The sequence below is a fragment of the Flavobacterium sp. GP15 genome, assembly GCF_014281985.1.
Lineage (GTDB): Bacteria > Bacteroidota > Bacteroidia > Flavobacteriales > Flavobacteriaceae > Flavobacterium > Flavobacterium pygoscelis.
Window position 1 is genome coordinate 59,739 of the sequence record NZ_JACFTC010000004.1, and the last position, 25,251, is coordinate 84,989.

At 30.2% G+C, this 25,251-nt stretch carries 26 protein-coding genes; 24 read left to right on the forward strand and 2 right to left on the reverse strand.

What is annotated here, in order from left to right; genetic code table 11:
- Positions 1 to 155 precede the first annotated feature (155 nt).
- From H2650_RS09860 to H2650_RS09975, 24 genes are all read left to right on the forward strand, one after another.
- Positions 156 to 2,564: a thiamine pyrophosphate-dependent enzyme gene (locus H2650_RS09860; protein WP_188050642.1), complete on the forward strand. Its 2,409-nt coding sequence runs from the start codon at positions 156 to 158 to the stop codon at positions 2,562 to 2,564.
- Positions 2,565 to 2,755: 191 nt separating this feature from the next.
- Entirely contained in the window at positions 2,756 to 3,433 is a 678-nt protein-coding gene (locus tag H2650_RS09865) for a peptidoglycan DD-metalloendopeptidase family protein (protein WP_188050643.1), read from the forward strand.
- Positions 3,434 to 3,436: 3 nt separating this feature from the next.
- Positions 3,437 to 3,913: a hypothetical protein gene (locus tag H2650_RS09870; protein WP_188050644.1), complete on the forward strand. Its 477-nt coding sequence runs from the start codon at positions 3,437 to 3,439 to the stop codon at positions 3,911 to 3,913.
- A gap of 777 nt (positions 3,914 to 4,690) precedes the next feature.
- Positions 4,691 to 5,245, forward strand: coding sequence for an AraC family transcriptional regulator (locus tag H2650_RS09875; protein ID WP_188050873.1), 555 nt, complete (start codon positions 4,691 to 4,693; stop codon positions 5,243 to 5,245).
- Positions 5,246 to 8,563, forward strand: coding sequence for a PAS domain S-box protein (locus tag H2650_RS09880; RefSeq protein WP_188050645.1), 3,318 nt, complete (start codon positions 5,246 to 5,248; stop codon positions 8,561 to 8,563).
- Positions 8,563 to 8,997, forward strand: a complete 435-nt coding sequence (locus H2650_RS09885) for a response regulator (protein WP_188050646.1) — start codon at positions 8,563 to 8,565, stop codon at positions 8,995 to 8,997. The genes H2650_RS09880 and H2650_RS09885 overlap by 1 nt, the downstream gene beginning before the upstream one ends.
- 582 nt (positions 8,998 to 9,579) lie before the next feature.
- Positions 9,580 to 9,774 carry a hypothetical protein gene (locus H2650_RS09890; protein WP_188050647.1) on the forward strand — a complete coding sequence of 65 codons (195 nt, stop codon included), beginning with the start codon at positions 9,580 to 9,582 and terminating at the stop codon, positions 9,772 to 9,774.
- 77 nt (positions 9,775 to 9,851) lie between these two features.
- Positions 9,852 to 10,325 carry a Dps family protein gene (locus tag H2650_RS09895; protein WP_188050648.1) on the forward strand — a complete coding sequence of 158 codons (474 nt, stop codon included), beginning with the start codon at positions 9,852 to 9,854 and terminating at the stop codon, positions 10,323 to 10,325.
- Positions 10,326 to 10,572: 247 nt separating this feature from the next.
- The gene (locus H2650_RS09900) at positions 10,573 to 10,794 is read left to right on the forward strand and encodes a hypothetical protein (protein WP_188050649.1); all 222 of its coding nucleotides are present in this window, start codon (positions 10,573 to 10,575) and stop codon (positions 10,792 to 10,794) included.
- A 219-nt stretch (positions 10,795 to 11,013) separates the two neighbouring features.
- On the forward strand, positions 11,014 to 11,499 hold the full coding sequence (locus H2650_RS09905) for a DUF2383 domain-containing protein (protein WP_188050650.1): 486 nt from the start codon (positions 11,014 to 11,016) through the stop codon (positions 11,497 to 11,499).
- Between the two features lie 291 nt (positions 11,500 to 11,790).
- Positions 11,791 to 12,582: an ABC transporter permease gene (locus H2650_RS09910; protein WP_223151095.1), complete on the forward strand. Its 792-nt coding sequence runs from the start codon at positions 11,791 to 11,793 to the stop codon at positions 12,580 to 12,582.
- A 1-nt stretch (position 12,583) separates the two neighbouring features.
- Entirely contained in the window at positions 12,584 to 13,360 is a 777-nt protein-coding gene (locus H2650_RS09915; protein ID WP_188050651.1) for an ABC transporter ATP-binding protein, read from the forward strand.
- A gap of 16 nt (positions 13,361 to 13,376) precedes the next feature.
- On the forward strand, positions 13,377 to 14,261 hold the full coding sequence (locus H2650_RS09920) for an MlaD family protein (RefSeq protein ID WP_188050652.1): 885 nt from the start codon (positions 13,377 to 13,379) through the stop codon (positions 14,259 to 14,261).
- A 137-nt stretch (positions 14,262 to 14,398) separates the two neighbouring features.
- Positions 14,399 to 14,611 carry a hypothetical protein gene (locus H2650_RS09925; protein WP_188050653.1) on the forward strand — a complete coding sequence of 71 codons (213 nt, stop codon included), beginning with the start codon at positions 14,399 to 14,401 and terminating at the stop codon, positions 14,609 to 14,611.
- A gap of 315 nt (positions 14,612 to 14,926) precedes the next feature.
- Complete coding sequence (locus tag H2650_RS09930; protein WP_188050654.1) at positions 14,927 to 15,391, forward strand: hypothetical protein; 465 nt, start codon at positions 14,927 to 14,929, stop codon at positions 15,389 to 15,391.
- A gap of 191 nt (positions 15,392 to 15,582) precedes the next feature.
- A complete protein-coding gene (locus tag H2650_RS09935; protein ID WP_236023930.1) occupies positions 15,583 to 16,221 on the forward strand; it encodes a porin family protein in 639 nt (212 codons plus the stop codon).
- 40 nt (positions 16,222 to 16,261) lie between these two features.
- Positions 16,262 to 16,414: a lmo0937 family membrane protein gene (locus tag H2650_RS09940; protein WP_121926380.1), complete on the forward strand. Its 153-nt coding sequence runs from the start codon at positions 16,262 to 16,264 to the stop codon at positions 16,412 to 16,414.
- Between the two features lie 38 nt (positions 16,415 to 16,452).
- Positions 16,453 to 16,605, forward strand: coding sequence for a lmo0937 family membrane protein (locus H2650_RS09945; protein ID WP_188050655.1), 153 nt, complete (start codon positions 16,453 to 16,455; stop codon positions 16,603 to 16,605).
- Between the two features lie 50 nt (positions 16,606 to 16,655).
- Positions 16,656 to 16,982, forward strand: a complete 327-nt coding sequence (locus H2650_RS09950) for a YtxH domain-containing protein (RefSeq protein WP_188050656.1) — start codon at positions 16,656 to 16,658, stop codon at positions 16,980 to 16,982.
- A gap of 44 nt (positions 16,983 to 17,026) precedes the next feature.
- Positions 17,027 to 17,374, forward strand: a complete 348-nt coding sequence (locus H2650_RS09955; RefSeq protein WP_188050657.1) for a hypothetical protein — start codon at positions 17,027 to 17,029, stop codon at positions 17,372 to 17,374.
- A 1-nt stretch (position 17,375) separates the two neighbouring features.
- A complete protein-coding gene (locus tag H2650_RS09960) occupies positions 17,376 to 17,729 on the forward strand; it encodes a hypothetical protein (RefSeq protein ID WP_188050658.1) in 354 nt (117 codons plus the stop codon).
- A 357-nt stretch (positions 17,730 to 18,086) separates the two neighbouring features.
- On the forward strand, positions 18,087 to 19,865 hold the full coding sequence (locus H2650_RS09965) for an Ig-like domain-containing protein (RefSeq protein ID WP_188050659.1): 1,779 nt from the start codon (positions 18,087 to 18,089) through the stop codon (positions 19,863 to 19,865).
- Between the two features lie 69 nt (positions 19,866 to 19,934).
- Positions 19,935 to 21,968 (forward strand): OmpA family protein, encoded by a 2,034-nt coding sequence (locus H2650_RS09970; RefSeq protein ID WP_188050660.1) that lies wholly within the window; start codon positions 19,935 to 19,937, stop codon positions 21,966 to 21,968.
- A gap of 230 nt (positions 21,969 to 22,198) precedes the next feature.
- The gene (locus tag H2650_RS09975) at positions 22,199 to 22,669 is read left to right on the forward strand and encodes a nuclear transport factor 2 family protein (RefSeq protein ID WP_188050661.1); all 471 of its coding nucleotides are present in this window, start codon (positions 22,199 to 22,201) and stop codon (positions 22,667 to 22,669) included.
- A 182-nt stretch (positions 22,670 to 22,851) separates the two neighbouring features.
- Here the strand turns inward: H2650_RS09975 and H2650_RS09980 are convergent, their stop codons facing one another.
- Positions 22,852 to 23,892: an o-succinylbenzoate synthase gene (locus H2650_RS09980; protein WP_188050662.1), complete on the reverse strand. Its 1,041-nt coding sequence runs from the start codon at positions 23,890 to 23,892 to the stop codon at positions 22,852 to 22,854.
- A gap of 103 nt (positions 23,893 to 23,995) precedes the next feature.
- Positions 23,996 to 25,201, reverse strand: coding sequence for a M48 family metallopeptidase (locus H2650_RS09985; protein WP_188050663.1), 1,206 nt, complete (start codon positions 25,199 to 25,201; stop codon positions 23,996 to 23,998).
- Positions 25,202 to 25,251: the final 50 nt, after the last annotated feature.

Genomic DNA, 25,251 nt, shown 5'->3' on the forward strand with positions numbered 1-25,251 from the left:
TTGTTACAAAAACTAAATTTAAATTACATATAGTGAAAAAATACACTTCTTTTTACTAGAATAAAATAGAATAATTAAATTCAATTTTATGCAGTGTACTATGAAAATAGATAGTTTTTAGTTAAATTTGCATCATAAAGTTATACTTTCTAATTATGATAAAAGAAAAAACCAATTCTACATTGACATTTGCTGATTTCAAAATCGAAGTTTTGAAAGATTATACAACTGCTATTATAAGCCGAGAATGTAGTCTTTTAGGCCGTAAAGAAGTATTAACAGGAAAAGCCAAGTTTGGAATTTTTGGTGACGGAAAAGAAGTACCACAATTGGCAATGGCCAAAGCTTTTAAAAATGGCGATTTCCGCTCTGGATACTATCGTGATCAAACCTTTATGATGGCAATAGGACAATTAACTGTTCAACAATTTTTTGCTGGATTATACGGACATACTGATATAGAACAAGAACCAATGTCGGCAGGAAGACAAATGGGAGGCCATTTTGCCACTCATAGTTTAAACGAAGACGGATCTTGGAAAGACTTAACAAAACAAAAAAACTCAAGTTCCGATATTTCTCCTACTGCAGGACAAATGCCTAGATTATTAGGAATAGCACAAGCTTCTAAAATCTATAGACAGGTTAAAGGAATGCCAAATGCAGCCAATTTTTCGAATGAAGGAAATGAAGTTGCTTGGGGAACAATAGGAAACGCAAGTACATCCGAAGGATTATTTTTCGAAACCATCAATGCTGCCGGTGTATTACAAGTACCAATGGTGATGAGCGTTTGGGATGATGAATACGGTATTTCAGTACACGCCAGACATCAAACAACCAAGGAAAATATATCTGAAATTTTAAAAGGATATCAGAAAGAAGAAGATACTAATGGTTTCGAAATTCTGAGAGTCAAAGGTTGGGATTATGCAGAACTTGTAGCTACTTATGAAAAAGCAGCGATAATTGCTAGAGAAAACCATGTGCCTGTTTTAATTCATGTGAATGAATTGACTCAACCACAAGGACATTCTAGTTCTGGATCTCATGAACGTTATAAAGATGCCAATAGGCTAGCTTGGGAAAGAGATTTTGATTGTATTAGACAAATGAAATTGTGGATGATTGCAATTAATATTGCTTCACCGGAAGAAATTGATGCAATTGATGCTGCAGCAAAAAAAGAAGTTTTAGAAGGTAAAAAAGCAGCCTGGAATGCTTTCTTACAGCCTATTATTGAAGAACAAAAGGAGTTAGTAACTTTACTTGAAAAAATAGCAACAACTAGTAAAAAACAAGAAGAAGTTTTAAAATATGCTTCTGAATTAAGTGCCATTAAATCTCCTATCAAAAAAGAAATTCTGGTTACCGCTCGTAAAGTATTGCGTTTGATTATTACCGAGAACCAGAGAGAAGAACTTTCTCAATGGATCACAAGATATACTGCTAAAACACAAAAGAATTTTAGCAGCAACTTATATTCAGAAACTGATTTAAATGTTTTTTCTGTAGACAAAGTGCTTCCTACATACGCTGATGATGCTGCCGAAGATACTGATGGACGCATGATTTTAAGAGATAATTTTGATGCTATTTTTACTAAATATCCTGAAACATTAATCTTTGGTGAAGATGCCGGAACGATTGGTGACGTGAATCAAGGTTTAGAAGGAATGCAAGAGAAATACGGAGAATTGCGTGTTGCCGATGTCGGAATTCGTGAGGCTACTATTTTAGGACAAGGAATTGGAATGGCATTAAGAGGTCTGCGTCCGATTGCTGAGATTCAATATTTAGATTATTTATTATATGCTATTCAAATCATGAGTGATGATTTGGCTACATTAAGATACCGAACCGTAGGAAAACAAAAAGCGCCTCTTATTATTCGTACACGAGGACATCGTTTAGAAGGAATTTGGCATTCAGGATCTCCTATGGGAATGATTATCAATGCTATTAGAGGAATTCATGTTTTAGTACCAAGAAATATGACTCAAGCTGCTGGTTTTTACAACAGCTTGTTAGAATGTGATGAACCTGCATTGGTTATCGAATGTTTAAATGGTTACCGTTTAAAAGAAAAAATGCCAACAAACTATGGAGAATTCAAAACACCAATTGGTGTAGTAGAAACCATGAAAGAAGGATCAGATATTACATTAGTATCGTATGGTTCTACATTACGCTTAGTGCAACAAGCTGCAAAAGAACTGCTTGAAGTTGGTATTGATTGCGAAGTTATCGACTTGCAATCGCTGTTACCTTTTGACATCAAGCATGATTTGGTTAAAAGTATTATGAAAACGAATCGTTTATTAGTTATTGACGAAGATGTTCCAGGAGGTGCTTCTGCTTATATCTTGCAACAAATTATCGAACAGCAAAATGGATATAATTATTTAGACAGTAAACCTCAAACACTAACTGCTAAAGAACATAGACCTGCTTACGGAACAGATGGTGATTATTTTTCAAAACCTTCTACGGAAGATATTTATGAAAAAGTATATGAAATGATGAATGAAGTAAATCCGTCAAAATATCCAAGTATGTTTTAAACTTAAAAATAGTGATTATTATTGTTTTCAATTAAATAGTAAGTGAATATCTAAGACTGATTCAATTCTTTTTTATGCTCTATATTATTTTTTTTGAAATTAAATTCAAAAATAAAAGTTATAATGCCAATGTAAATTTTTTACGTTGGCATTTTTTATTTAAATTTAAGGTTTTATAAAAATCAAACAAAATGAAATCTTTAGAATCAATTTTAAAAGAAATACAAAATACTAAAGTAATCGATGGACAAATTGGCTACAAAGACTATATTGGTTTGGATTTATCTGTAGAAAATGAAAATTTAAAAAAACTACCAATTGATAATGCCATACAATTTGAAGAATATATCGAAAACTATTTAAGTATGCATAATGCTAAAGTAGCTTTTGGAGGTTATAATGAAGTTCGAAATTTATATAAAAGAAGTGAAATCTTTAATGATACTGCTATAGAAGAAAGGAACATTCACATTGGTCTAGATTTATGGATTAAAGCAGGAACTCCAGTATTAGCAGCAGTTGACGGTCGAGTACATAGTTTTAATAACAATACCGGAATTGGCGATTATGGTCCCACAATAATCTTAGAACATCAAATAGAAGAACAAAAATTTTATACTTTATACGGACATTTATCGTTAGAAAGCATTGTAAACCTTAAAGAAGATTCCATTTTTAAAAAAGGAGAACAAATAGCAACTTTAGGAGAAGCTTCCGTCAATGGAGATTACGCTCCACATTTACACTTTCAAATTATAAAAGATATTTCTAATTATAAAGGGGATTATCCCGGAGTATGTAGCAAAAACAATCAAAAATTTTATTTAGAAAATTGTCCAAATCCTAATATCTTATTAAAAATAGACTAAATCATGAGAAATTTTATTATAGTTCTAAGTATCTTAATACTTACTGGATGTAAATCCAAAAACGCCATTACTGCAGCAGAAGCGGAAGCAAATAAAACTGTAAAAATCAACACCTCTGAAATTTCAGAAAGCCAAAAAAGTAAAGCTTATGAATTGGGAACTAGAGTATTAATGACCTGCAATACTTCTAAATTTAAACCTTTTACAACAAGCGAAGCCACTGCATCTGTAATAAAAAATACAACTGAAGAAAGATTAACGAAAACCTGCACTCGTTTCCGACAATATTATGGCAGTTTTATTGATCTTGAATTAATTGAAGCTTACAAGAACAACTTTGACCAATCTATTGTTTTTCGTTATAAAGCTTCTTACACAAAAAAGGTTGCCAATAAAGAATTACGATTGATTATGAATTCAGAAAACAAAGTCTCCTCTATAAAATCTATGGATTGGGTTGATGGCTTTTCACTGAATTAATAATTAAACAAAATACTCCTCTTTTTAAAGGTTTTTTCAATTTTATTGTTTTTAAATCAAAAAAACATAAACAATTACGTCACTGATTTTAATCAATCTGCTGGTTGTTTTTATTATGGCGTTTCACCATTATAAATAAAAACGTAAAAAATTACTTTTTTATTTTTTATTTGAAATCTTTTTCTTATATATTTAAAATAATTAAAAATAATTAATTTTAATTATTGCATAATATAAACCCTATTTCTAAACTTCATTTATAAATCTATTACAAATTATAATAAATCAAAAAAGGAGATCAATAAAATAATTTTGTTGAGCCAAATCATTTTAATGATAAAACAAATGATAAAATTTTAGATACATATTTAACTATTTATATTAAAATATTGGTGTGTTTTAAAACTTTAAAAGCCTTTAAATGATTGTTTTTATTCATATTATATACCCAGAAATTATTTAAACTCAAGTTGAAAATTTTTAAAACAACTTATACTTCTCACTTTATATCAACAAAATTTTTATAACAATAGAGCTATTATTAAGAAAAAAAATGTTGAAATTAAAATCAATAAAGACGCAGTAAAGTCAAAATAAAAAAAATATTTATCGAGGATTATAATTTAATCCTTGCCAATTTATTCCTGTAAAACTCCAAAACAATTAAAGAGCAATTAATCAACATAACCTTAAAACTGTTTTATGATGTACATTTAATCCAAAATTCACTTTTCTACAATATCAAATTCATAATATTTGAAACTATACATAAAATACATGGTCAGTAATCGCTGCAAAATGGCGGTAAAAGAAGAGTTGAAAAAACTCAAACTTCACTTTATGGTAGTTGATTTAGGAGAAGTAGAAATTATGGAAACGATTTCACTAGAGCAAAGACAATTGTTAAAAGTAGCACTTTTAAACTCAGGACTTGAATTGATGGACGATAAAAAATCCATGATGATTGAGAAAATAAAAAACGTTATCATCGAAATGGTTCACCATGCTACTGAACCACTAAAGATTAATTTTTCGGAACATTTAAGTCAAAAATTAGATCATGATTACACGTATCTTTCTAATTTATTTTCAGAAGTTCAAGGAACTACCATTGAGCAGTTTATAATATCACACAAAACCGAAAGAATTAAGGAATTAATTATATATGGAGAATTAAACATTACAGAAATCGCCTGGAAAATGAATTACAGCAGTGTAGCACATTTATCGAGTCAATTTAAAAAAGTAACTGGCCTCTCCCCTTCGCATTTTAAAAAATTAAAAGACAAACGACGTAATCCGATTGAAGAGATTGGAAATACAACCGAATAAATGAAAAAAAATAAAATTCCACAACCTCTTAATCTAATTGATGAAAACGTGGGTTCCTTTGTAACTATTAGTGCGGAAGGGAAAATAACAGATGTTAACGAAGCTTCAATTAAGAGTATTGGAGTACCAAAAGAGGCATTATTAGGAACCAATTTTTCTGATCATTTTACAGAACATCAACAGATACAAAAAAAGTGGCAACACGTTTTTGAAAAAGGAACGATTGAGAATTATTCTTTATCAATAAAGCACAAAGATGGACAACTAACTGATGTGTTGTATAATGCTTCTACATATGTAGATAGTGAAGGAATTACTCATGGTTTTTTTAATGAAACAACTGATAGTGAAACCCAAAAATTAGCCGCACAATATTCTCATAGTTTAATAGAAGCGAGTCTGGATCCTCTAATCACTATAAATAGTGATGGTAAGATTACAGATATGAATGAAGCATTAGTCAACATTACTGGTGTTACCCGAAAAAAGCTAACAGATTCTAATTTCTTCGATTATTTTACAGATAAAACTAAAGCAAAAGAAGTTTACAAAAAAGTATTTGAAAACAATGCTATAGAGGATTATCCGCTTACAATTATGCATACAAGCGGAAAATTGACTGATGTACTTTTTAACGGATCCGTTTACAGAGACAATCTAGGAAATATCAAAGGAGTAGTAATTGTTGCTAGAAATATTGGTAGACAAAAATGGGCGTTAGATCTTCAATTTGCTAATAATGAACTGGCTTATCAAAATGATGAGAAAGAAAAACGAGCTGCAGAATTAGTAATTGCAAATAAAGAGTTAGCTTTTCAAAATGATGAAAAAGAGAAAAGAGCTAATGAATTAATTATTGCAAATAAAGAACTACTTTATCAAAACAAAGAAAAAGAAAAAAGAGCTGCAGAATTAGTGATTGCGAATAAAGAACTGGCTTTTCAAAATGATGAAAAAGAGAAAAGAGCGAACGAATTAATAATAGCAAATAAAGAACTCGTTTTTCAAAATAAAGAAAAAGAAAAAAGAGCCGCAGAATTGGTGATAGCCAACAAAGAATTAGCTTTTCAGAATGATGAAAAAGAGAAAAGAGCTAATGAATTAATTATTGCAAATAAAGAACTCGTTTTTCAAAATAAAGAAAAAGAAAAAAGAGCTGCCGAATTAGTGATCGCTAATGAGGAGTTAGCTTTTCAAAACGATGAGAAAGAAAAAAGAGGCACAGAATTAATAGTTGCCAATAAAGAACTTATTTTTCAAAATAAAGAAAAAGAGAGATGGAAGAGTGTCAATAGAAAACTTAAAGACCTTAATCATACAGCCAATTTAGATTCTCAATATACGCTTAGCTTAATAGAAGCCAGTAGAGATCCTTTAGTTACTATAAATACAAAAGGAAAAATTACGGATATGAATGAAGCTTTTGTTAATAATACAGGAATTACAAGGGAAGAACTGACTTGTTCTGATTTCTTTAATTATTTTACAGAGCAACAAAAAGCACGTGAAGTTTATCTAGAAGTATTTGAAAAAGGATCCGTTAACGATTCGCCACTTACGCTACGCCACAAAAACGGAAAATTAACTGATGTCTTATTTAACGGATCTGTTTATAGAAATGAAGAAGGCAAAGTAGCAGGTGTTGTCGTTGTTGCCAGAGATATAACAGATCAAAAGAAGATTGCTAATGAATTAATTAATGCAAAAGTTTTTGCAGAATTAGCGACCAAGATTGCTGAGGAAGCTAAGAAAAATGCTGAAAATGCTACAATTATTGCCGAAAATGCTGTAAAAGCAAAACAGCAATTCTTGTCGAATATGAGTCATGAAATTAGGACTCCTATGAATGCAATAATAGGATTTACAAAAGTGGTTTTAAAAACAGAACTAACTCCTAAACAAAAAGAATACCTTGATGCCATAAAAATGAGTGGTGATGCATTGATTGTTCTTATTAATGATATATTAGATTTAGCAAAAGTAGATTCAGGTCAGATGAAATTTGAGAAGACTCCTTTTAAAATGAAATCTTCCGTTTCGGCTATGCTTCATCTTTTTGAACCTAAAATTCATGAGAAAAATCTAAAATTAATTAAAGAGTACGATCGTAAAATACCAGAAATTCTAGTTGGTGATCCTGTTCGTTTGCACCAGATCATTTTAAACTTGGTTAGTAATGCTGTAAAATTTACTGCCAAAGGAAAAATTATTGTAAGTGTAAATTTAATATATGAAGATTTAGAAAAAGTAATCATTGAATTTTCTGTAGCTGACACTGGAATTGGAATTCCAGAAGATAGATTGGATACCATATTTGAAAATTTTCAACAAGCATCGAGTCATACTTCTAGACTCTATGGTGGTACGGGATTAGGATTGGCTATTGTAAAACAACTTATTGAACCTCAAGGCGGCACAATACGCGTAAAAAGCGAGATGGGCCAAGGTTCTACTTTTAGCTTTACCTTAAGTTTTCAGAAAACAACCGTAGAGGCAGATGAAGAAAATGAGATTCTGGAGTTAGATTCAAAAATAAAAAATATAAAAGTTTTAGTAGTTGAGGATATTCCATTAAATCAATTACTTATGAAAACTCTTTTGGATGATTTTGGTTTTGAAAGAGACATTGCAGAAAACGGCAAAGTTGCAATCGAAAAATTAGAAAAAAACGAATACGATGTCATTTTAATGGACTTGCAAATGCCCATAATGAATGGTTTTGAAACAACAGAATACATACGTAAAACGATGAATTCTAAAATACCAATTATTGCTCTAACAGCTGATGTTACGACAGTTGATCTAGCCAAATGTAAAGCAGTAGGAATGAATGATTATCTTGCTAAACCAGTAGATGAACGCCTTTTGTACAGTAAAATTATTGCGATTTTAAAAAAAAATAAAGTAAATGCAAAAACTAATACAATAGTAGAAGAAAAAAACATTGAAGTTAAAAAATATAAGTATATTGAACTTTCTTATTTAAAACAACGAACAAAATCAAATCCAGCATTAATGATGGAAATGATTACTCTTTATTTGACGCAAACACCTGTATTAATAGAAACAATAAACAGAGGTTTAGAAGATGAAAATTGGTTGTTATTGAGTGCTGCAACACACAAAATTATTCCCTCTTTTGCAATTGTTGGTATGAATGCTGAATATGAAAACATAGCAAAGGAAATTCAGGAATTGGCCACTGCACCTGTTAAAAACGAAGAATTAAAAAAATTGGTTAAAAAAATTGACCATGCTTGCAAAGAAGCCTGTAAGGAATTAAAAGCAGAAATAAATATAATTAAAAACAACTTATAATGACTGACACTAAAAAAGTAAAAATATTTCTGGTAGATGATGATGCACTATTTTTAAAATCTTTAGAAATTGACTTTTTAGATAATGCTGATTTCATAGTAGAAACCTTTCCTACGGGAGAAATGTGTCTGGCTAACTTAGCTCATAATCCTGATATTGTGATATTAGATTACCAATTAGACGGAATTGTTGCAAACGCTATGAATGGTCTTGAAACTTTAGATAAAGTAAAAGAATTTAATCCAGAAATTCCAGTTGTTATGTTGTCGTCTCAAGACAAAATTGAAGTTGCTATCAACTGTATGCATCATAAAGCATTTGATTACGTAGTAAAAAGTGAAACTGCTTTTGTTCGCTTACAAAAAATAATTACTTCTATATTTAAATATCAAAAAATGGAAAAGGAACTTAATTGGTACATGGATAGAATGTAACAATTAGTATTTTTTACACTTTTTTTATTATTTTAAAACACTGTAAATCATTGTTTATCTGTTAAATTGTAGAAGAATTTTATTTTTTTTAAGAATCAAAAATGACTTTTTTATTTGATAATAACTCCATTTACTATTTTCTAAGTATTCTTTTAAACATGCAAGACCTATTAAAAACTTTTTATTCTTATACTTAAAAAGTGCAGAACTACACTTTTAATCTAATGTACTCTTATTCTAAGTATGTTATTATTTATAAAATTGGTTTGAAATACTCGTTTAATCCCTATAAACGATTAAAACCTTCAATGAAATTCAAAAATAAATTAGGCTTATTTAGTAATTTCCTACTACATAAACTGTTTTTAAATCCTTCTTTCACTATGATTTTCAATGACTTATAGTTTTTATAAGCTTGGCTTTAATCTTTTGAAAACTCATTTTTGCTTTGAATATTATAACTTTTACAAACAATTGTGTAACTCATTTTGTTTGAAATGAAAATATCTTTGTGAAGTAATTATAAGAGTTTTAAAAAGCACATTAATTTCTTAGAATTATTAATTCTAAAAACAGAAAATCATGAATCTCAAAAGAATATTTGGCGCTTTATTAACAACTTTAGGTATTGCTGGACTTATTTACACAGCAGTTTTATTTGCACAAACGAGTGGCGAAATGAATGATATTAAAGGATTAGTTATTTACGGCATATTAGGAGTTGTTTTCTTCTTGTCTGGAATAAGTTTGATCCGCACAACAAAGGACGAATCATAATTTTCAAACATTATCGTTATAATTAAGAAATTAAATTAGTTCGAATTTCACATAATAATCAAATTAAATATAATAATATGAAACTTAAAATCGGAATTACAGAAGCACACTTAAAAAACAGTATTTCATTACTAACTTCAATTTTAGCAAATGAGATGACATTTTATATTAAATTAAGAAAATTTCATTGGAACGTATCAGGACCAAGTTTTATGGAACTTCATAAATTATTTGAAGCTCAGTATTCAGAGGTTGAAGTATCTATCGATGAAACTGCAGAACGCATTAGCAAATTAGGCGGAAAAGCAATTGGAACTATGAAAGAATTTGCTGAATTGACTATCATCAAAGAATCTCCAAATAAATATCCAGAGCAAAAAGAAATGCTAAAAGAGTTGTTGGAAGATCATGAAACATTAATTGTACAATTACGTAAAGATGTTGATGCAAGTGAAGATGAAAATAAAGATTCAGGTACAGCAGACTTTTTAAATGGCTTAATGCAAGGTCACGAAACGATGGCTTGGATGTTAAGAAGATATTTAGAATAATATATTCTTTGGCAAAAACTGATAAAGCGATTGTACAAAGGAAATAGTAAGGTTAGGTTTTTATTTAGTTAGGAAGGGACTGTTGGCAACAGCAGTCCTTTTTTTTATACTTTTTAAAAAGCACATAAACAGTATCAATCTGACTCATTTTATTATTTCTATCAATTAATACTAAATTTTATTCTTTAAATAATGAAGAATATTAAAATCAATTATACTTTAAAATAACAAACTTAAAACCAAAAATATGAACAATAAAACAGCCGGAATCGTATTAATTATCATCGGAATCTTAATGGTAGCCTACAACAGCTTCAATTTTAAAACAACCGAAAAAGTAATTGACTTAGGTCCTATTGAAGTTAATAAAGAAGTGAATCATCCTATGGCTTGGTCACCAATCATTGGAGTTGTACTTGCTGTTGGTGGTGTTATATTATTAGTAGTTGGTTCAAAAAAAAATAGCTAATTAATAAAGCTCTCCTTTTGTGAGTATATGAATTTTGTAACTATTCTCTGTATTCATGTAACATAACTTATCGTTTATTAAATGAAATTTGCTACAATAAATAATAAGTTAAAACAATGAAAAAAGTTTTTTTGTAAAATAACTAATTCATTTCAAGTCAAATAAATCATTTTATAATTCTCTACAAAATAAACGAAGTTAGTTTAAATAATTAAAACGATGAGTACAGAAAAATCAGTTGCAGTATTAAATACTCTTATCAAAATAAATAATGATAGAATTAGAGTTTATGATTTAGCCCAAAAGGCGACACATGATATTGATTTACACCAATTATTTGACCATTTTCGATCTGATATTAATATGTTTATAACGGAGCTTGAAAGTGATTTGCAAAAGTTGAATAGTAACCCAGTGCCCTTTAAAAAGAAAAATATTTTTTTAGAAAAAATGTGGCTCAGTTTTAAATTATTTTTTGATGAAAGCAACAGAGAAGATTTGCTAAACACTTTAGAATACGATGAATTTGTTGCAATAAACAATTACAAAAGCACATTAGTAAATAACTTAATTGATTTAGATACTAGCACCAAAATGAGATTAAAATCACATTATAAAATGCTTGAAACACGTCACGATAAGTTAAAAGAATTAGGCGATTTAATGTTAATAGAACACAAATATGATAAAAGTTTTACTTTCTAAAAATAACTCTATTTTAAATATGAAACCAAAATTTTAGATTTATTTTCGCTAAAATTTACTACTCATACCAACATGAATTTATTGAAAAATTATAGAGATTAAGTCTTATAAAGGGTAATTAATTTTCTTACTTATTCTTTTATACTTGTATTTATTGGTTGAATATAAAATATTTATTCAACCAATAAATCAAAGCTATACAAATTAAAAAATTCAATATTCCTTTTTCAAAATTATATTTACCCATCACTTTGTCTAAATAAAGGTGTATAAAATCAAAAATATATCGAAATGAATACTACGCTAATTGCCAAAAAGGAAAGTATCACAACCTACTTAAAAGAAACCTTTAATGACATAGGGAAAGTGACTTTGTTTGCTTCTCGCTTTTTTAGAGAAGTGATTAAACCTCCTTATGAAATAAAAGAATTGATCAAACAGTGCTACATAATAGGCTATAAATCATTGCCTCTTGTCACCGTTACAGGATTCATTATGGGTTTAGTATTGACGTTGCAATCAAGACCAACTTTAGCAAAATTTGGTGCAGAATCATGGCTTCCCAGTATGGTTGCTTTATCACTAATTAGAGAAATAGCACCCGTTATAACTGCTTTAATTTGTGCTGGTAAAGTTTCCTCTGGTATTGGTGCGGAACTTGGTTCGATGAAAGTTACAGAACAAATTGATGCCATGGAAGTTTCAGCAATTAATCCTTTTAAATACTTAGTCGTTACGCGCATTTTAGCAACAACTTTCATGATTCCTTTACTAGTAATCTTTGCAGACGGAATTGGTGTTATTGGCGGATATATAGGAATAAATATTCATGGCGACGTAAACTTATACCGTTATTTATCTCAAGTGCTGGAATCAATAACATTCTCTGATATTTTCCCTGCAACAATGAAAACTTTTTTCTTTGGTTTCTTTATAGGAATGATAGGATGTTACAAGGGATTTAATGCTGCAAATGGAACTGAAAGTGTTGGTAAAGCAGCTAATTCAGCTGTTGTAACCGCATCACTAAGCATTTTTATTATTGACATGATTGCAGTACAATTAACCGATTTATTTTTATAAGATGGAAGATGAGATAAAAAAAAGGAATATTATCCAGAAATCAGAAGCTGATGTTCCAGTAATAGAAATAAAAAATCTTCATAAATCATTTGGTACAAATGAGGTCTTAAAAGGAGTAAACTTAACAGTAAATAAAGGTGAAAATCTAGTTATTTTAGGAAAGTCTGGATCAGGAAAATCAATCACTATAAAGTGTATTGTTGGTTTAATGCGGATAGATGAAGGAGAGATCAATGTTTTTGGGACAGACATTACCAAATTGCACATTGCTGAACTAAATGGAATTCGAGTTAGAATCGGTTTTTTATTTCAAAATGCAGCTTTATACGACTCTATGAGTGTTCGTGATAATTTGGGATTTACTTTAAAACGTCACGCTAAAGATTTGTCTGCAGAGGAAGTAGAAAGCCAGATAAAAGAAATTTTAGATAGTGTTGGTCTGAGCGAAGCCATAGACAAAATGCCTTCGGAACTTTCTGGCGGAATGAGAAAAAGAATTGGGTTAGCTAGAACTCTAATTTTAAAACCTGAAATTATTTTGTATGATGAACCAACAACAGGATTAGATACAATTACTTCAAGAGAAATTAGTGAACTAATTATTGAAATTCAAAAAAAATATAAAACTACTTCAATTATAATTACACACGATATGCCTTGTGCAAAATTAACGGGAAACCGATTAATGGTTTTAAAAGAAGGTGTAATGCATGCTGAAGGTACTTACGAAGAACTAGAAAAAAGTGAAGATGAATGGGTTCGCTCGTTTTTCCTATAACTAATAAAAAAATAAAATGAAAAAAGAATCTGGATACCAGTGGAAATTAGGAATGTTTGTAATAATTGGATTGGTTCTATTTGTAGGAACTATTTACTTTGTTGGAAAACAAAAAAACTTGTTCGGTTCTACATTTGAATTGTATTCAAAATTTAATTCGGTAAGTGGACTTGAAATTGGTAATAATGTTCGTTTATCAGGTATTAATATTGGAACAGTTGATGATATAGATTTTCTAAATGACACTTTAGTTATTGTAAGACTAGTCATTAAAGATGAAGTGCGCCAATTTATAAAAAAAGATGCCATCGCAAGTATTAGTTCTGACGGATTAATGGGTGATAAAGTTTTGGTGATTTCTGCAGGAAAAAAGTCTAATGTTATAGTTGAAGATAAGGATCAAATCGCGTCAAAACGAGCCATAGAAATGGATGATCTAATGGTTAGCGTTAAAAAAAGTGTAGACAATGCCGCAGTAATTACTGCAGAATTAGCGCAGTTTAGTTACAACATGAACAATGGTAATGGTGCTTTATCAAAATTAATTTCGGATGAACAATTTGGAAACAGTATAAAAGGTACTATTTTGAATCTTGAAAAAAGTACAACAGAGTTTAAACGCTTTACTGTAAATATGAATAACGGGAAAGGAGCTTTATCTAAATTAGTAGGTGACGAAAGAATGGGAAAATCGGTTGATTCCTCTTTAACAAATGTAAAAACAGCTACTAAAGGACTTAACGAAGTTATTGAAGCTGCAAAACATAATTTTCTTTTAAGAGGATTCTTTAAGAAAAAGAAAAAGGAAGAAGAAAAAAAGCAAGAAGAACTAGATAATCTTGAAGAAGAACAAATGAAAAAAGAATTACAAATTGATGTTAAAAATGACTCGATAAAATAACTCATTTTCAAAGGAATAACAATTATAAAATGGTAAATTCACAGTTCAGTTAATTAAACAAAACTGCACTTTGAATTTACCATTTTTTTTATGGCTTTTACAAAATAATATTACCGTTTCTAATACATAACTTATTTATGAAAACAGAAAATCAACTTACTATTGCTATTCTTGAAATTACAATGAAAATTCGTAATGAATATCCTGAGTTAATAAAATACTTAGCAGAATTACCTGTCACAATACCAGACATCAGCAATCCTGAAATAAATACAAAAGTATTAATGGATTACTACCAATCTTTAGAAAACATAATAAAAAAATACAGTTCTACTCATACACTATCTTAGAGCTAGCTTTGTTTATAAAATATTAAACTACTATTTTTATATTATAAAAATTTCAACTCCTTTTCATTTACTATTTTCTTAAGCGTATAAATATTAAATTTTAATTTTTGAAACTACAATCAGTAAATAAGATAAGTTTTAATAAAAGTTATGTAATTATTTTTTAGTTAAAATGATTCAACTTTGTATTACAAATTCAACGTAATTGTTTGAAAAATAATTTTTAGAATTATTTTCTTTTAATGCAATAGGTTTAATTATAAACAAAAAATAAAATTAAAACAAAACTATTTAAATAACTTAAAATAATTTATCATGAAAAAGACAATTTTAAATTTAGCCTTAACAACATTTATTGTTGCAACTGTATTAGTAGGATGTCAAGACAAATCTAAACAAGAAGCTGAAGCAAAAGAAAACGTAGAAAATGCAAAAGAGAATCTAGATGATGCAAAAGCTGAATTATCTGATGCAAGAAGAGCAGCAACAGAGCAAGAATGGCAAGCATTTAAAGACAGTACAAATGCAACCATCAAACAAAACGAAATTAGAATTGCTGAAATGAAGGCAGAATTAAAGAAAACAGGAAAAACAATTGATTCCGAGTATTCTAAAAACATTCAAGAATTAGAAGAAAAAAACAAAGAGATTAAAAATAAATTAGAGGTTTATAAAAATGACACTAATAGTGATTGGCAATCCTTCAAAAAAGAGTTCAGACATGACATGGATGATTTAGGACAATCACTAAAAAACTTCACAGTAAAAGACAAAAAATAAATCTAAAAGGCGAGTTAATACTCGCCTTTTTTATTACAACTAACTGAATAATAGATTATTAAATATAATTTTTATTGCCTCTAAATTATCTAAGTGTGAATTTTATAAATTTAAGAAAAAGTATTGTAACAATAACCTTATATAAGATGCGGATATTTGTAATATAGTAATTCAAACAAAAAACTAATAAAATGAAAAAGTCAAAAAATTTAATTTTCGCATCACTAGCATTAGGACTAATGTCTATAACAGGTATTCACGCACAGGACAAAACAGCGTCTTACGGTTTTAAAGGAGGAGTAAACTTCTCAAATCTTTATGCAGATAATGTAGACGACAATAATGTATTGACTGGTTTTAACGCAGGTGTTTATGCTAAATTTCCAATTACAAATAACATCGCTATTCAACCAGAGATTAGTTATACTACTAAAGGAGCTGAATTAGTTTACAACACACTTGGTGTAAAAGGAACAGCAAAATTTAATACTAATTATATTGAAGTTCCAGTATTGTTAGTAATGAATATTACAGACAATTTTAATGTACACGTTGGACCTTACGCAGCTTATATGGTTAGCGGAAAAACAACAAACGATTCTAACCTTTTTAATTCTCAAAGCGAATTAGATACTAATGATTTCAACAAGTTTGATGCTGGTATTGCTGGAGGTGTTGGAGTTGATTTAGATGTTGTAAACTTTGGAGTTCGTTACAACTATGGTTTGACTAACGTAGGAAAAGAAAGAAACTACGGTGGAACAAATTATACTTTTCCAGATGCAAAAAACAGTGTTTTGAGCGTTTATGTTGGATTGAGATTAAACTAATAAAAAATTAACTATTAACTAACCACAAAAACTAGAAATCATGGGAAATTTACTTTACACTATTGCAGTAATATTAGTAATATTTTGGGCAATTGGATTCTTTGCATACAGTGCAGGATCAATCATTCATATTCTACTTGTTATTGCAGTAATCGCAATACTTTTTAGACTTATCTCTGGTAGAAAAGTTTAAACCAAAAATAATAAATAATCAATTTAAAAAATAAAAAAATGGGGAATCTTCTTTATACAATAGCAGTAATATTAGTGATCTTTTGGGCAATCGGTTTTTTCGCCTTCAGTGTAGGATCAATTATTCACATACTTCTTGTAATTGCAGTAATAGCAATACTTTTCAGACTTATCTCTGGTAGAAGTGTATAACTAAAAATTTAAAAAAAAGTAAAAAAATTTAATAATAAAAATCAATAATTATGAAAGCAGATAAAGTAATATTAGGAGTTTTAGGTGGAGTTGCAGTAGGAGCATTATTAGGAGTATTGTTTGCACCAGAAAAGGGAGACAAAACTAGAAGAAAAATAATGGATAAAAGCAATGATTATGCAGAAGAATTAAAAGATAAACTAGACAGTTTATTAGGTTCTATTAGTAACAAATACGAAAAAATCTGGAAAGAAGGCGAATCTTTACTTGCTGATGGTAAATCAAAATTGAACGATGCAAAAAAAGAAGGTGAAGACTTGTTAGCAGAAGGAAAATCAAAATATTACGAAGCAAAAAGCGAAATTAAAAATAGCTAATCGCATAGTAAAATTTCAATAATAAGTATGTTAAAAATTATATCATGGAAAACAACACATCAACAATAGAAATGCTTTTCGACAAAGCGGAGGATTACACTAGAACTACAGTAGAATTAATGAAGTTACAAGCAGTTGATAAAACGGCTGATGTATTGTCGTCAATGATTTCTCGAATAGCCGTTTCTGTTGTTTTTGGAATGTTTGCCTTTTTAGTAAACATTGGTCTTTCTATATGGATTGGTGAATTGCTTGGAAAAGTATATTATGGCTTTTTTGCAGTTTCTAGTTTTTATCTACTAATATCGATCTTGATTTATCTTTTTAGAGATGCGCTGATTAAAGTACGAGTGAGTAACTTTATTATTGTAAGAATGCTTAAAAAAAGTTAATATGAAAAATAATCACACAACAACGCTTAAAGAAGCCATACATTTATTAAAATTAAAGCAAGATCAAGAATTACTAGAACTTAAAGATCAGTACTATTATACGTATGAAAGTTTAAAACCTGTGAACATAATAAAAAAAGCCTTTGGACAAATGACTCAGTCATCAGAATTTAGAGGAAATGTTCTCAGTAACGTAATAGGTATTGCTTCCGGATATTTAACAAAAAAAGTGCTAGTTGGATCGACACATAATCCAGTAAAAAGGATATTAGGAACACTTTTGCAATTTGTAATTACAAATGTGGTAACTAAGAAAACCGAGAAAACTATAGATAATGAAATGCTTCGTGACTAATTTAATAATTAAACACAAGCAACGAAATTCTCTTAAATAAAAAAACTTTCCATATTATTATGGAAAGTTTTTTTGTTTTAATACTTCATCCATATAACACACCATAGATAAAAACGATGATTATAAATTTTTAAATAGCTTTATTTTTTATCTGATTTGAACTATTTTTTATTTGATACTCTAAACTAAAAATAAAGACTATTTCTAATTACTAACTCCTTTGATTATTTCGTTTTAATTTAATTAAAAAACAATAAATAAGTGAATTTAACAAGTTTTATATTTAATACTATAACTCTTCCAGTCTTAATATAATGAACCTTTGGGGTATAAATAATTAAACTCCAAATAATAAAAATGAAGACAAAAAATTTAATATTAACTTATGCAATTTTTTTTATTGCATTAGTTTCAGGATGTGCAAGTGATGATTTCGAGCAAGTTGCAGGAATTTGTCCTATCGTAGAATCGACAAATCCAGTATCAAATGCTGTAGCAGTGCCAACTAATAGTGTCATTGCAATCACGTTTAATGAAGAGATGGATGCAGCAAGTTTTAATCAAGGTTCAGTTACTTTGGTTGGTGCAACTTCAGTAGCAGGAATTTTAACCTACTCGGGCAAAACAGCTTTGTTTACACCATCATCTCCATTAGCTGAGAACACTACTTATACAGGAAGAGTTAAAACATCTGTTAAAGATTTAAAAGGAAACGCACTACAAGTTGATTACGTATGGGCATTTACAACTGGTTTAATTTTGAGACCAATTGTAATTAGTACCGATCCAATAAGTAACGCTACCGATGTAGTATTCAACAAAGCAATTACCGCTACTTTTAGTATGCCGATGAATCCATCGACACTAAATCCAACAAGTTTTACTGTAAAACAAGGTTTGAACAATGTACCAGGAACTATTTCTTATAGCGGTACAACAGTAACATTTACACCAACATTGCCTTTGGATGCAAATACTACTTTTACTGCAACCATCACTAATGCAGCAAAAAATACTTTAGATACGGCATTATTAGCTAATTATTCTTGGGATTTTAAAACAGGTGTTAGTCCTACTATTATTGCTACTGATCCTTTAAACAATGCGGTAAATGTAAATCTACTTAAAACGGTGACAGCTAACTTTAGTTTAGCTATGGATCCAACAACTATAAATGCAACTACTTTTACATTAAAACAAGGTACAACAGTAATCTTAGGAACAGTATCTTATTCAGGGATAACTGCTTCATTTGATCCAACTGTAGCCTTACAAGAAGGTAAAGTTTACACAGCTACTATAACTACAGCTGCTAAAAGTGCTTCAGGAATTCCATTAGCAACTAATTATGTTTGGAATTTTACAACTACACTAACACCTCCTGTTGTAGTTTTACCACCAACAATTAATTTGGGTACAGCAGCAATTTATGGTGCTTTTGGTGGAAACGCTGGTATAACAAATCAAGGATTAAATACCGTTATTAATAATGGAAGTATTGGAACAACTGCCGCTTCAACATTGGTAACAGGATTTCATGATGCTAATGCTGTTTATACTGAAACGCCTCTAAATGTAGGGAATGTTACGGGTCATATTTATACTGCACCTCCTGCTCCAGGTAATGCAACTTCATTTGCAATAGCAAGCCAAGGATTTCTAGATGCAAATGCAGCTTACTTGAGTATTTCTCCAGCATCAAAACCAGGTGGTATAGATCCTGGTGCGGGCGAACTAGGTGGTTTGACATTAGCGCCAGGTGTATATAAAGCGGCTAGCGGAACTTTCAAAATAAGTAATGGCAATCTAACATTAGATGCACAAGGAGATCCTAATGCTACTTGGATATTTCAAACTGCAGCTGGACTTACTGTAGGTATTGCAGGTCCAACAGGAGCTAAAAGTATTATAATGAAAAATGGAGCTTTAGCTAAAAATGTATTTTGGTACGTAGGAACTTCAGCTACTATTAATGGTGCTGGTGGAGGAACTATGGTAGGAACTATAATTGCTAATTCTGGAGTTACATTCTCAACTTCAGGAAACGCTGCACAAACAGTTCTTAATGGTAGAGCTATTTCTCTTATAGCATCTGTAACAATGGTAAACACAACTGTTAACGTTCCTAATAACTAAATATAAAATACTACTTCACCACGCTCTAAAGTGTGGTGAAAGTAGTAAACTTCATAAAAAATTAACGACATGAATAATATAAATATCGATAAAAAAAGCTCCTTTTATGTAAGGCCTTTTAACAAATTACCCATCAAAAGTCTATCCCTAGCCTTTTTGACATTTTTCAGTATTCAAAATGAAATTTTAGCACAACAAACGCAGGAGTTAAAATATGCAAAACCTACATGGCTTTTTGGTGTTGCTGGCGGAGCCAATTTTAATTTTTACCGCGGTTCTACTAATCAGTTAAATGCGAGTTTTACCCCTCCAGCTACATTTCATGAAGGGAATGGTATAGGACTTTTTGTTGCCCCTTTAATAGAATATCTTCCTGCCAATTCTAAATGGGGAGTTATGTTACAAGCAGGTTATGACAGTAGAAAAGGTTCTTTTGACTCTGTAAAAACAGCCTGCGATTGTCCTGCTGATTTAAAGACAAAACTGAGTTATATTACTGTAGAACCAAGTTTACGTTTTACACCATTCAAATCAAATTTATACATCTATGGTGGTCCGCGTTTTGCTTTCAATGTAGATAAATCTTTTGAATATCAATTAGGCGCTAATCCAGCTTATCCTAATCAAGTTGCTCCGGCAGAAGTTACAGGTGATTTAGATAACGTCAAAAAAACGCTTATTTCAATGCAAATTGGAGCAGGATATGATATTCCGCTTTCAGCAGAGGGTAAAAAAACACAATTTATTTTATCTCCTTTTGTTTCTTTCCAGCCTTATTTTGGACAAAATCCACGTTCCACTGAAACGTTAAATATTACTACTATTAGAGCGGGTGTAGCTCTTAAAATGGGACAAGGAAAAAACATTCAAGAAGCTACTGATATTGTAAAAGATCGTGAAGTTCAGTTTACAGTAACCTCTCCTAACAATATTCCTGGAGAAAGTAGAATGACTGAAATTTTTCCTTTAAGAAACTATGTTTTCTTTAATGAAGGATCTACTGAAATTCCAAATCGTTATGTTGTTTTAAATAAAACTCAAGCAGCTAATTTTAAAGAAAATCAATTGGAGTTATTCGCTCCTAAAAATATTTCTGACCGTTCTAAACGTCAAATGACAGTTTATTATAACGTTTTAAATATTCTTGGAGAACGTATGCAACAAAACCCTTCTACTTCGATAACTTTAGTAGGTTCATCAAGCAATGGTAATACCGATGGACTTGCAATGGCAGAAACAGTTAAAAGCTACTTAGTAAATGTGTTTGATATAAATACTTCTAGAATCGTTACCAAAGGGCAAGAAAAACCAAGTATTCCTTCGGAACAGCCAGGAGGAACGCTAGAATTAGCTTTATTACGTGAAGGAGATAGAAGAGTTTCTATTGAAAGTAATGCGCCAGAATTATTAATGGAATTTCAAAGTGGCCCTGATGCACCATTAAAACCAGTTCAAATCATATCGTCACAAGAAGCACCAATTGAAAGCTATTTAACCTTTGATAACAAAGGAGCTGGAGAAGCATTGTCTTCTTGGTCTTTACAAATAGCTGACGAAAAAGGAAAAACTCAAGCTTTTGGGCCTTATACAGAAGATGAAGTTAAAATTCCTGGAAAATCAATTTTAGGAAATCGCCCAGAAGGTGATTATACTGTAAAAATGATTGGTCAAACCAAAAGCGGTAAAATTATAGAGAAAGAAACTCCAGTTCATATGGTACTTTGGACTCCTGCAAAAATGGTAGAAGGTACGAGATATAGTATTATTTATGAATTCAATAATTCTAAAGCTATCAAAATGTATGAAAAATATCTTACTGATGTCGTAGCGCCTAAAATCCCTGTTGGTGCAACAGTAATTATAAAAGGACATACCGACATTATTGGTGAAGAAGCGTACAATCAAACGTTATCACTTTCTCGTGCTAACGATACAAAAAAAATCATAGAAAATGCTTTGGCTAAAATAGAAACAAAAGACGTAAAGTTTGATGTAACTGGATATGGTGAAAATGAAAGTAAAGCTCCTTTTGAAAATAAAACTCCAGAAGAACGTTTTTATAATCGTACGGTAATTATTGATATAATTCCTGCTAACAAATAATGTTATAATTAGAGAAATAAAATTAAAAGGATAGAAATTTAAAAATCTATCCTTTTTTTTGGTTCCAGAAACTTTGAGAGTACCTCTTTACAGTTTTAAAAACACTTTAATTCTTCGTGTTTTTCTTAAAAATTAAATTTTGCATCAGTTTATTTCTACAAATTTTTAAATCTAATCAAATTTATATTTGAAAAAATAGAGTATTTTTACTTTCAATTATATTTATAAAAATGAGAACAACCAAAGATATACTTATTGAATTTTACACCGCTTTTTCAAATGGTGATGCTATAACTATGTGCAAAAACTATGATGTAAACATTCAATTTAGGGATCCTGCTTTTGGCTTATTAAAGGGGAATGAGGTTTGTGAAATGTGGAAAATGCTAACTGAGAAGAGTAAAGGAAACATGAAAATTGAATTTTCTGTTATCAAAGCAGACGAATATACAGGATCTGTAAGATGGATTGCTACCTATAAATTTGGTAAAAACCAACGAACTGTAGTCAATACAGTTTTATCTGAGTTTCAATTTAAAGAGGGATTAATTATTAAACAAACGGATCAATTTGACATTTGGAAATGGTCAAAACAAGCATTTGGAATTACAGGATATCTATTAGGTTGGACGGGATTTTTCCAGAAAAAAGTAGAAAAACAAGCTGTAGCATCCTTAAAAAAATACAGCGAATCTCATTAGATTTTTCCAAATTTTAAAGTCAAAAAAAATAATGATCGTATTTAACAACAAAAAACCATTACAAATAGTACTATTTGTAATGGTTTTTTGTTGTTAAAATTATAGGATTAGTAATTCCTGCTCTTTAAAATCAGACTAATTTTAAGGAATAAGTTATTTATAAAAAAACATTTTACATTTCATTATCCGTTTAAATCGAATTTCCAATCCACTTCTTTTTCGCACCATAATTGTCCTTGCTTTACTTGTAACGGACAGTCAAAATTATTGGTATAAAGTGCGCCAGTTCCTAATCCTTGCGGCATTAAATTATGCTGCAAAAAAGTCCATTGTGCGATTGCATTTAATCCAATATTACTCTCTAAAGCTGAGGTAATCCACCACCCTATTTTGTGTTTTTCAGCTAAAGTAATCCACTCTTGTGTCCCTCGAAAACCACCAATAAAACTAGGCTTCAAAATGATATATTGTGGTTTTATTTTGAGTATTAAAGCTTCTTTCTCTGCTAATGTAAACACACCTATTAGCTCTTCATCTAAAGCAATAGGAAAAGGAGTGTTTTTACACAACTCTGCCATACTGTCAGTGTGGTTTTTTGCGATTGGCTGCTCAATACTATGTAGTTCAAATTCAGATAATTGATTTAACTTATGTAAAGCTAAATCTAAACTAAATGCGCCGTTAGCATCAACTCGAATTTCTATTTGTTCTGAAGAAAAATGCTGCCTTATAAAGCGTAATAATTGTAACTCTTTATCAAAATCTATTGCACCGATCTTGAGCTTGATACACTTGAACCCATCGGCTAATTTTTCTTGAATTTGCTCCTTCATAAAAGCCTCTGTTCCCATCCAAACCAATCCGTTTATTGGAATTGATTTTATACCACTTGTAAAGTCTGAAGGAAAGAGTAAAAAAGGGTTTTCACTGACTAAAGATTCAAAGACCATTTCAACTCCAAATTGTATGGAAGGAAACTCCAAAAGTGCTTCCCAAAGCAGATCTTTTCCGAGGTGTATATGATCACAAGTCCATTTTAATTTTGCTTCATAATCAGGTCGATCATCAATGCTTAATCCTCTGAGAATTCCGCATTCGCCTATTCCTTTTTTTCCTTCTTTTTCAAGTACAATAAACCAAGTTTCTTTTTCATTCATTACACCACGAGAGGTACCTGAAGGACGTTTGAAATTTAGAATATATTTATGATAGGTTGCTTTCATATTTTCTTAGCTGCAAAGCTGATTATGTTTTTTATAATTTTCAAAAGAGCATTTATAAAAATTTTCGGTTATGCTTTAAGAGTGAAGTTCATTTTTTAAAAAATCAATTGAACAACTTTAATACTCTTTTAAAATCGTCGTTTTCTATTCCAACCTTTTTAAATATCTCAAAGTCTTGTTTTATCTTTTCAGTCCAACTCAAGCTATCTGTAACATTTTGATATTGGTATTCCTTATAAATAGATTTGGCAGTTGAATAATTATCATTTAATAAATAAGCGTGTGCTAAATTTAATTTTATTAATAATTCTGATTCATCGAGCTTCTCGCCTTCTTTAAGAAATTTAATTGCTTTTCCGTATTGTTTGGTCAAAATATAATTGTTTCCAATAGCGTTATAATCTAGTGCATTGGCTTTATTATCATTAATTATTGTTGCTAATTTAGTAATTGCTTCACCAGGTTTCCCTTGTTTTGATAATGAGGCTGCTTGTTTGCGTAAATCTTCATAAACAGCTGAAGAAAGAGTACTTTCGCCAAAACAACTGTTGCCAAAATCCTTAAATGCTTTAGCGCGCTCTACAGCCAATAATTTTTGAAATTCCTTATACTTATACTTCGATTGTATTTTATCTAAAATGCAGACACAAAAATCATCTGAATTACTCATTTTTTGAGCCAGATTAGATGTTTTACACTGATCGATAATAGATTTTCTATTTTCTGCTGTCCAGCCACGACTCAACTTATTATCAACCCAAGGAACTACTTCTAGAACTACTTTCTGATTCATGATCCAATTTTTGCTTTCAAATCCAAACCATAAATTACTTGAATTTGATTTCATGCAGGCCGATTTATCAGTTGAAAGAAGTTTAGCATCTTTACTAACAGGTGTATCTTGTACTAAGCAGGCGTTTTCTGTTTTACCGTTTTCTTTGTATTTTGTAGCTAAATCTGCAGAGGAGAAAATGGCATATTTGCATTTGTCGTCTCCTGAAATTTTAGAAAGAATAAAAACTGCTCCAGCAGAACCTTGGGAAATTCCGGTGGGATCAGGAATGGCTTTAAGAACAGAAACCAAACTACCCGCCATTTGTTGGTTTTTATCCAATAATGTTATTCTAAAAACAACTTCGGTAGTTCCTTCCGGAAAATCTTGTGTTTTAATAATAATTCGCTCTCGTGCAGAAACAGTAATTTCCTCGCTTGTAGCACGCGTTTTATCCCAATAACCGTCTTTTTGTGCTAAATTAATTTGAAAAGCAAACATTGTTAGCAGCAAAAAAAGTCCTTTTATAGTATTCATATTCTTAATTAAGATGATTTTAGCCCAGATAGAAGTGAAAATCCTTTTAT

Bases quoted from the DNA above. Each gene is read 5' to 3' on its own strand.
- H2650_RS09860 (WP_188050642.1), top strand. From the start codon at position 156: ATGATAAAAGAAAAAACCAATTCTACATTGACATTTGCTGATTTCAAA.
- H2650_RS09865 (WP_188050643.1), top strand. From the start codon at position 2,756: ATGAAATCTTTAGAATCAATTTTAAAAGAAATACAAAATACTAAAGTA.
- H2650_RS09870 (WP_188050644.1), top strand. From the start codon at position 3,437: ATGAGAAATTTTATTATAGTTCTAAGTATCTTAATACTTACTGGATGT.
- H2650_RS09875 (WP_188050873.1), top strand. From the start codon at position 4,691: ATGGTCAGTAATCGCTGCAAAATGGCGGTAAAAGAAGAGTTGAAAAAA.
- H2650_RS09880 (WP_188050645.1), top strand. From the start codon at position 5,246: ATGAAAAAAAATAAAATTCCACAACCTCTTAATCTAATTGATGAAAAC.
- H2650_RS09885 (WP_188050646.1), top strand. From the start codon at position 8,563: ATGACTGACACTAAAAAAGTAAAAATATTTCTGGTAGATGATGATGCA.
- H2650_RS09890 (WP_188050647.1), top strand. From the start codon at position 9,580: ATGAATCTCAAAAGAATATTTGGCGCTTTATTAACAACTTTAGGTATT.
- H2650_RS09895 (WP_188050648.1), top strand. From the start codon at position 9,852: ATGAAACTTAAAATCGGAATTACAGAAGCACACTTAAAAAACAGTATT.
- H2650_RS09900 (WP_188050649.1), top strand. From the start codon at position 10,573: ATGAACAATAAAACAGCCGGAATCGTATTAATTATCATCGGAATCTTA.
- H2650_RS09905 (WP_188050650.1), top strand. From the start codon at position 11,014: ATGAGTACAGAAAAATCAGTTGCAGTATTAAATACTCTTATCAAAATA.
- H2650_RS09910 (WP_223151095.1), top strand. From the start codon at position 11,791: ATGAATACTACGCTAATTGCCAAAAAGGAAAGTATCACAACCTACTTA.
- H2650_RS09915 (WP_188050651.1), top strand. From the start codon at position 12,584: ATGGAAGATGAGATAAAAAAAAGGAATATTATCCAGAAATCAGAAGCT.
- H2650_RS09920 (WP_188050652.1), top strand. From the start codon at position 13,377: ATGAAAAAAGAATCTGGATACCAGTGGAAATTAGGAATGTTTGTAATA.
- H2650_RS09925 (WP_188050653.1), top strand. From the start codon at position 14,399: ATGAAAACAGAAAATCAACTTACTATTGCTATTCTTGAAATTACAATG.
- H2650_RS09930 (WP_188050654.1), top strand. From the start codon at position 14,927: ATGAAAAAGACAATTTTAAATTTAGCCTTAACAACATTTATTGTTGCA.
- H2650_RS09935 (WP_236023930.1), top strand. From the start codon at position 15,583: ATGAAAAAGTCAAAAAATTTAATTTTCGCATCACTAGCATTAGGACTA.
- H2650_RS09940 (WP_121926380.1), top strand. From the start codon at position 16,262: ATGGGAAATTTACTTTACACTATTGCAGTAATATTAGTAATATTTTGG.
- H2650_RS09945 (WP_188050655.1), top strand. From the start codon at position 16,453: ATGGGGAATCTTCTTTATACAATAGCAGTAATATTAGTGATCTTTTGG.
- H2650_RS09950 (WP_188050656.1), top strand. From the start codon at position 16,656: ATGAAAGCAGATAAAGTAATATTAGGAGTTTTAGGTGGAGTTGCAGTA.
- H2650_RS09955 (WP_188050657.1), top strand. From the start codon at position 17,027: ATGGAAAACAACACATCAACAATAGAAATGCTTTTCGACAAAGCGGAG.
- H2650_RS09960 (WP_188050658.1), top strand. From the start codon at position 17,376: ATGAAAAATAATCACACAACAACGCTTAAAGAAGCCATACATTTATTA.
- H2650_RS09965 (WP_188050659.1), top strand. From the start codon at position 18,087: ATGAAGACAAAAAATTTAATATTAACTTATGCAATTTTTTTTATTGCA.
- H2650_RS09970 (WP_188050660.1), top strand. From the start codon at position 19,935: ATGAATAATATAAATATCGATAAAAAAAGCTCCTTTTATGTAAGGCCT.
- H2650_RS09975 (WP_188050661.1), top strand. From the start codon at position 22,199: ATGAGAACAACCAAAGATATACTTATTGAATTTTACACCGCTTTTTCA.
- H2650_RS09980 (WP_188050662.1), bottom strand. From the start codon at position 23,892: ATGAAAGCAACCTATCATAAATATATTCTAAATTTCAAACGTCCTTCA.
- H2650_RS09985 (WP_188050663.1), bottom strand. From the start codon at position 25,201: ATGAATACTATAAAAGGACTTTTTTTGCTGCTAACAATGTTTGCTTTT.